General features: G+C 64.1%; 4 protein-coding genes. All 4 read right to left on the bottom strand.

The features are described from left to right. On the bottom strand, positions 1-1,211 hold a 1,211-nt coding region (gene pstA, locus B4E36_RS19565; protein WP_345900721.1), incomplete at its 3' end, for a phosphate ABC transporter permease PstA. Further along, the gene (pstC, locus tag B4E36_RS19560; protein WP_292058185.1) at positions 1,208-2,689 is read right to left on the bottom strand and encodes a phosphate ABC transporter permease subunit PstC; all 1,482 of its coding nucleotides are present in this window, start codon (positions 2,687-2,689) and stop codon (positions 1,208-1,210) included. The genes pstC and pstA, both read right to left, overlap by 4 nt. A 69-nt stretch (positions 2,690-2,758) precedes the next feature. Next, positions 2,759-3,802 (bottom strand): PstS family phosphate ABC transporter substrate-binding protein, encoded by a 1,044-nt coding sequence (locus B4E36_RS19555; protein ID WP_414673789.1) that lies wholly within the window; start codon positions 3,800-3,802, stop codon positions 2,759-2,761. A 126-nt stretch (positions 3,803-3,928) separates the two neighbouring features. Beyond that, on the bottom strand, positions 3,929-5,131 hold the full coding sequence (phoR, locus tag B4E36_RS19550; RefSeq protein ID WP_414673790.1) for a phosphate regulon sensor histidine kinase PhoR: 1,203 nt from the start codon (positions 5,129-5,131) through the stop codon (positions 3,929-3,931). Between the last annotated feature and the right edge of the window lie 382 nt (positions 5,132-5,513).

The following is a 5,513-nucleotide window of genomic DNA, read 5'->3' as shown; positions in this document are numbered from 1 at the left end:
TCGCCCGCCCACATGTAGATCTGCACCGGCAGCGCGGTGGAGGGATCGAGCGGGCTTGCCGGATAATCCGCTACGAAGGCGACCATGCCGATCAGCAGCAGCGGCGCGGTTTCGCCGAGCGCGCGGGCAAGGCCGATGATCGTGCCGGTGAGGATGCCCGGCATGGCGAGCGGCAACACGTGGTGGAACACCGCCTGCATTTTCGAGGCGCCGACGCCGAGCGCCGCCGAACGGATCGAGGGCGGCACCGCCTTCAGCGCCGAGCGGGTGGCGATGATGATCGTCGGCAGCGTCATCAGCGTCAGCACCAGCCCGCCGACGAGTGCGGCCGAGCGCGGCAGGCCGAGAAAGCCGATGAACAGCGCCACGCCGAGCAGGCCGAAGACGATCGACGGCACGGCGGCGAGGTTGTTGATATTGACCTCGATGACATCGGTGAACCGGTTCTTCGGCGCGAATTCCTCGAGATAGATCGCCGAGGCGACGCCGAGCGGCAGGGACAATACCAGCACGATGCCCATCATGTAGAGCGTGCCGACGAAGGCAACGCCGATACCCGCCGATTCCGGCCGCGAGGAGGCGCCATGGGTGAAGAAGCCGGTGTTGAAGCTCTTGTGCAGCCGGCCTTCCGCCTTCAGCTCCGCCATCCATGCGGCCTGTTGATCTGAGACGCGGCGGCTGGTTTCCGGCAGCGAGAGATCGATCTGGCCCTTGTTGGCGGAATCGACATCGGCGGCGGCCAAGAGCTTCACGTCGACGGTCTTTCCAATCACCGACGGGTCGTCCATCACCACGTCGCGCAGGTCGACGCGGGCCGAGCGCGAGACGAGCCGCATGGCTTCGCGCATCTCGGCGGCATTGGCGGGATCGAGATCGAGCGTTTTCGCCAGCGCGTCCTGTACCAGAGCCGGATAATTCGCCGTCAGCAGCAGGCGCGGGTTTTCGTCGCGCAGGCCCTCGGGGTCGACCACCTGCTCCGAAAACGTGATCGGCAGCGTGATCGTGGTCTGCTGGAAGGCGGAAAAGCCCTTGCCGGCGACGGAGAACAGCAGCGCCGCCAGGAAAAACAGGCCGGCGAAGATCGCGAGAAAACCGAACACGCGGAACCGCCTTTCGGCGCGGTGGCGGCGTTTCAGCCCCTTGCGGCGGGTCTCGGTGACCTTGCGGCGGAAATCCCCCGCCTCGTTCGGATTGGTGAAGGTCTCGCTCATGCGTACTGCTCCCGGTATTTGCGCACGACATAGAGCGCGTAGACATTGAGGCAGAGCGTGATCACGAACAGGGTCAGGCCGAGCGCGAAGGCCACCAGCGTCTGGGGCGTGTTGAATTCGAGGTCGCCGGTGAGCTGGTTGACGATCTTCACCGTCACCGTCGTCATCGGCTCGAACGGGTTGATCTGCAGATTGGCGGCAACGCCGGCGGCAAGCACCACGATCATGGTCTCGCCGATCGCGCGCGAGGCCGTCAAAAGCAGCGCGCCGACAATGCCGGGCAGCGCCGCAGGCAGCACCACGCGCTTGATGGTTTCCGACTGTGTCGCGCCAAGCCCGAGCGAGCCCTTGCGCAGGCTGTCGGGCACGGCGTTGATGATGTCATCGGAGAGCGACGAGACGAACGGGATCAGCATGATGCCCATCACCACGCCCGCCGTCAGCACCGACTGCGCCTCGATGAAATTGCGGTAATCGCCGGTGAACAGCCCGTTCAGCTCGGTGGAAATGTCGCGCAGCAGCGGGCCGACCGTGATCAGCGCGAAAAAGCCGTAGACGATGGTCGGAATACCGGCCAGCACTTCCAGAAGCGGCTTGGCGATCGCGCGCAGCCGGCCGCTTGCATATTCCGACATGTAGATCGCGGCATAAAGACCGATCGGTACGGCAACTGCCATTGCCACGAGCGAGATATAGATCGTGCCGGCCAGAAGCGGGATCAGGCCGAACTGTCCGGGCGAGCCGGTCTCGCCGGCGGCGGCGAAGCGCGGGTCCCACACCGTGCCGAAGAAGAAATCGATCGGCGAGACCTGGGCGAAGAAGCGCAGCGATTCCGACAGCATCGACAGCACGATGCCAACGGTCGTCAGGATCGCGATGGTGGAGGCGAGAAGCAGGGCCCCCAGCACCACCTGCTCGACGCGGTTGCGGGCCTGGAACTGCGGCTTGACCGCGCGGAAGGAGAGCGCCAGCGAGATAAGCGAGACGGCCAGTACGGCGGCCGCCATGGCGTAGCTGCTTTTCGCCGAAAGCGCGTTCATCCGCTCCGCCGATTTGAGCACGAAGGGTTGCGGATTGGCGGCCAGCGGAATGCCGCTTTTGGCCAGCACCGCGCGAAGCTGGCTGGAATCTTCCGCGACGCGTTCGCGCGCAGCATCGGGCAGTTGCCGCAGGCCGTAGGCGACGGAGGTGACGGTGTTGAAGGTCAGGCTCTGGGCCGAGGCCGGCTGCTCCTTCACGCTTTCTGGAAAACCCTCCCGGATCTCCGCGCCGATCAGGAGCGGGCTCGCCACCATCCATACCGCCATCAGGAGCATGGCGGGAACGACGGTGGCGATCGTGACGAAGCTTGCGTGATGGCTCGGCCGGGAGTTGATCCGCCCGGCATCGGCCAGCGCATAGGCCTTGGCGCGGGCGGCAAAGAAGCCGCCTGCGCTGAGAAGCACGATAAGCGCCAGTATGATCAAAAACACATGCATATTCGGACCATCCGGGGCATCAGGCCCCTTGTTGCCGCCGGCGGCGGCGATTGTCATTCATAGCGGTCGCTACTGTGTCTGCTGCAGCGTCACGCCCGCATCGAAAGCGGCCTTGGTTGCCGCGCGTTCCGCTTCCGAAGCCGGCACGAGGCCATATTCGGCAAGCGGGCCATAGGGCCCGGCCATGTCGTCGGAGAGGAAGAAATCGACATATTCCTTGAGGCCCGCGATCGCGCCGACATGGGCATTCTTGACGTAGAAATAGAGCGGTCGCGAGACCGGGTATTCGCCGGAGCCGACGGTCGCGAGCGTCGGCGTGACGCCATCGATCGTCGCCACATTCAGCTTGTCGGTATTGTTGTCGTAGAAGGACAGGCCGAAGACGCCGAGCGCGGAACGGTTGGCGGCAACCCGCGCCAGCGTTTCGGTATAGTCGCCGTCAATGCCCGGCGCGCGGCCATCCTTGCGCACGGCGATGCATTTGCTCTCGCCCTGCTTCTCGCCGAATTCCTCCGTGAGAAAATCGACAGCGCCCGACTCTTCGCAGCCGACCGCCAGCACCTTTTCCTCGAAGACTTCGCGGGTGCCGTGCTTTTCGCCGGGAATATAGGCGGTGATCTCGACATCGGGCAGCGCCGGATTGACTTGCGCCCAGCGGGTATAAGGGTTTTCCACGAGCTTGCCGTCGATCACCAGTTCGGCGGCGAGCGCCTTATAGAGATCGAGCGGCGTCAGCGCCATCGGCTCCATCGCGGCGTCGGTGGCGAACACGATGCCGTCATAGCCGAACACGATTTCGGAAATGCCGGTGACGCCGTTCTTGGCGCAGTTTTCGCGCTCGCCCTCACGCATCGGCCGCGAGGCATTGGCGATATCGATGGTGCGCGGGCCGACGCCCTTGCAGAATTCCTTGAGCCCGGCCGACGAGCCGCCCGATTCCACGATCGGCGTCTTGTAGTCGGGATAGATCTCGCCAAAGGTCTCCGCCACGATCTTGGCATAGGGCAGCACGGTGGAGGAGCCGGCGATCTGGATCTGGCTGCGCGCCAGCGCCGGCGCGGCAAAGGCAAGCGCGGCGGCAAGCGTCACGATCGGCAGGATGAATGGCTTCATGGCTGGCTCGCCTCTTGCGGCTTTGCGGTGCCCTCTCGGGTTGACCCGGTTTTATGTCATTTTTATTTCAGTTTTATGACAGTCTATCCCTATGAAAAAATTAAGGGTTTTACTTTGCCAACGCCGTCAGAACCGGACGGTGAAGGTCGTGCCCTGGCCGACTTCGGATTTCACCGAGAGCCGGGCGCGGTGGCGGGTGAGGATGTGCTTGACGATGGCCAGCCCAAGGCCGGTGCCCTTCTTCGAACGGCTGTCGGCGACCGAGACTCGATAGAAGCGCTCGGTCAGTCGCGGCACATGTTCGGAGGGAATGCCGGGGCCGTGGTCGACCACGGAAACCTCGGCCCCGGAGGGCGAAAGCGGCTTGAGATAGACCTCGACCTTGCCGCCTTCGGAGCCGTATTTGCAGGCGTTTTCGATCAGGTTTTCGAACACTTCCACCAGCTCGTCCTTGTCGCCGTTCACCGTCACCGGCTCCTCGGGCATGAACAGGTGGATCGACACGTCCAGATCCTCGGCCAGAGGCAGCAGGCTGTCGCGGACATGGCCGAGCAGGGCATTGAGCGTGACCGTCTGGTCCGGCGGCAGATGGGCCTTGGCCTCCAGCCGCGACAGGCTCATCAGGTCGTCGACCAGACGGCTCATCCGGGTCGCCTGGTCGAGCATGATCGGCAGGAACCGCTCCTGCGCCTTTACGTCGTGCTTGGCCGGGCCCTGCAGCGTTTCGATATAGCCGCGCAGCGAGGCGAGCGGGGTTCTGAGTTCGTGGCTGGCATTGGCGACGAAGTCGGAGCGCATGCGATCGATCCGGCGCGCCTCGGAGACATCGCGCAGCACCAGCATGAACACCGGCCTTTCGGCATCGGAAACCGGCGCGCTGCGCACCAGATAGACGCGCTCGGAGGGCAGGCGCTCAGAATATTCGATCTGGTTGACCCTGCCGTTCGCCAGCGTGTCGCGGATGATGTCGAGCACGCCGGGGGCGCGCATGCGCGCCGAGATGTGGGAGCCGAGCGGGAATTTTCCGAACGTGTCGCTCGCCGAGCGGTTCTGGAACAGAACCGTGCCGTCAGGGGCCAGAAGATAGATCGCAAGGTCGATTTCATCGAGCAGGCCGGGAAGGTCACCGAAATCGAAGGCAAGCGCGGTTTCCAGACTGTCGGGAACGCTCTCCTCCTCCGCGGCCAGCCTGGGCCGGATGGCGGCAATGGCGGCAGCGCAGACGATGAGCCAGGCGGCGATGACGGCAAGGGCCGGGAGCGCACCGTCATAGAGCGCAAGCAGCGCCACCGCCGTCGTTGCGAGCAACACGAACCACGCCGCGGCCATGCGCGAGGCAATGCCGCTCAGAATGCCTTCCACACGGTTCACACTATGCTCCCGAAATCTCCTGAACTGCGCCTACTATACGCATTTTGTAACAGGAATATTGATGACGGGAAAATAATCGGGGGAGGGCGGGGCAGGACCGAGAACAGTCGCAGCCCTCCGCTTTGCAGGGCCCTTGCAATAGCGACCTCTCCGCCCGGAGAGGAGATTATACGCTGCAAAGCCCCACCCCACGCCCTCGCTCTTCACTGTTGGAAATTCCTGAAAACCGGCCAACATCATTGCAGCGGCCCGCCATTTCGCTATCTTCGGCCCGCCGCCCCCTCTCTTTCCGCGGCAGGCGATTGATTTTTCCCTCCGGACAGGGCACGGACAGGCCACA

It is taken from the genome of Martelella sp. UBA3392, assembly GCF_002358775.1.
GTDB classification, from domain to species: domain Bacteria; phylum Pseudomonadota; class Alphaproteobacteria; order Rhizobiales; family Rhizobiaceae; genus Martelella; species Martelella mediterranea.
The sequence above is the reverse complement of the archived record's forward strand: the minus strand, read 5'-3'. Positions and strand labels throughout refer to the sequence as shown.

Bases quoted from the DNA above. Each gene is read 5' to 3' on its own strand.
- pstC (WP_292058185.1), bottom strand. From the start codon at position 2,689: ATGCATGTGTTTTTGATCATACTGGCGCTTATCGTGCTTCTCAGCGCA.
- B4E36_RS19555 (WP_414673789.1), bottom strand. From the start codon at position 3,802: ATGAAGCCATTCATCCTGCCGATCGTGACGCTTGCCGCCGCGCTTGCC.
- phoR (WP_414673790.1), bottom strand. From the start codon at position 5,131: ATGGCCGCGGCGTGGTTCGTGTTGCTCGCAACGACGGCGGTGGCGCTG.